Source organism: Bacillus sp. AFS002410 (genome assembly GCF_002556365.1).
Lineage (GTDB): Bacteria > Bacillota > Bacilli > Bacillales > Bacillaceae_G > Gottfriedia.
This window is the reverse complement of the sequence record NZ_NUEU01000010.1, coordinates 1-1620: the sequence shown is the minus strand read 5'-3', so window position 1 is coordinate 1620 and position 1620 is coordinate 1. Positions and strand designations below refer to the sequence as shown.

The following is a 1620-nucleotide window of genomic DNA, read 5'->3' as shown; positions in this document are numbered from 1 at the left end:
AACTATCCTGAAAATTACTATTGGTAAAAGTGGATTTTTGGCAACACGAAACTAAGCCCCAAAAGATCCATTTTTAAAATAGCTCTAGGCGCTCGTTACTTATTTATTTTTTAAAAAAATTACGCTATTGCTTCAACTGTAACCTTACATCCAAGAGTCTCTAATCGTTTAATAGATTGCTTGATCACGATTTCTTTCTTTCGTCGATCAAAGTAATCTGCACCCAACTCAATATAGGGTACTCTTCTGTTTAACATGTGATAAGCAATTGTTAATATGGTATGTCCAACCGCAACTGCTGCGCGTTTTTTTCCAATTCTTGCTGCTAACCGTTGGTATTGTGATGATAGATAAGTGTTTTTTGTCCTCGCTGCTGAATGTGCTGCTTCAACAAGTGCTGCTCGTAATTTTTTATTACCTTTTCTTGTCTTTCCAGACTTTTTTTTTCCAGCACTTTCATTGTTACCTGGAACCATTCCAGCCCACGAACATAAATGGGGAGCAGATGGAAATTGATTCGAAATTTCCATGCCAATTCCTATTTCAGCCAAAAGTTGTTCAGCGTGACCTCTACCTATTCCTGGAATAGAATCAAGTAGTTCAATATCTTCTTCATAAGGTTGCATACGTTGTTGGACTTCTGCACTTAACAGCTCAATCTGTTGATCCATAAAATCAATGTGTGAAAGTTGGGTTTTTAACATCATTTTTTGATGGGGTCCAACGGATCCTATTAATGCACGTTCTAAATCATCCTTTTTTTTCTTCAAGCTTCTTTTAGCTAGGCTTGATAATACTTGTGGATCATTTATACCGTTAATAATAGCTTCAATCATTGCTCGACCAGAAACACCCATAATGTCAGTCGCAACCGAAGAAAGTTTTATATTGGCACCTTCGAGTACTTTTTGGATTCTACTAATCTCCCTAGCTCTTTCTTCAATAAGACTGCGGCGGTATCGAACTAATTCACGTAGTTCTCTCTGTTCGCGATTAGGGATATAACTATGTTGAAGAAGACCATGGCGAAGCAATTTTGCAATCCATTCTGCATCTTTCACATCAGTTTTACGTCCTGGTACAGCCTTGATATGAGCAGCATTTACAACCATCGGTTGTAGTTCCTCTAGTTCTAATAGATTATAGATTGGTTTCCAATATACACCTGTACTTTCCATTGCAACATGAGTACACTGTTTACTTTTGATCCAGTCTATTAAATTGAAAAGATCAAATGTCATGGTACCAAATGTTTCAATTTCTTTTCCCTTTGGAGTAATCGCGCAAGCGGTAATACTCTTTTTGTGAACATCAAGTCCACAACAGCGATTAAATACAACATCCATTGTAAGTATCCTTCCTAGACTGAAGTAAATTAAGGCTGGTGCAACAACCATATATGATTAATCTATCCTGCGTGCTTCTCATCAGAGAGCAACAATTTGTGGTGCACCTGGTCGAAGTGAATCAGTCTACCATGCGGGCTTAAAAGCACCATAGTCGAACGACCTTCCTTATCCAGCCATAGTAACAGGATTGACAGTTGGAATAGGAACTAGACTCGTATTAAAAACATTTTCATTCATTTGATGGTGCCGCGAACGCGGCATGGGAGTCTAC

General features: G+C 38.2%; 1 protein-coding gene. It reads right to left on the bottom strand.

What is annotated here, in order from left to right; all coding sequences use genetic code 11:
- Positions 1-119: 119 nt before the first annotated feature.
- Positions 120-1346 carry an IS110 family transposase gene (locus CN692_RS10540; protein ID WP_098119126.1) on the bottom strand — a complete coding sequence of 409 codons (1227 nt, stop codon included), beginning with the start codon at positions 1344-1346 and terminating at the stop codon, positions 120-122.
- Positions 1347-1620: the final 274 nt, after the last annotated feature.

What these genes read in the sequence shown, in the direction of transcription:
- CN692_RS10540 (WP_098119126.1), bottom strand. Translation starts at nt 1,346, where the DNA reads ATGGATGTTGTATTTAATCGCTGTTGTGGACTTGATGTTCACAAAAAG.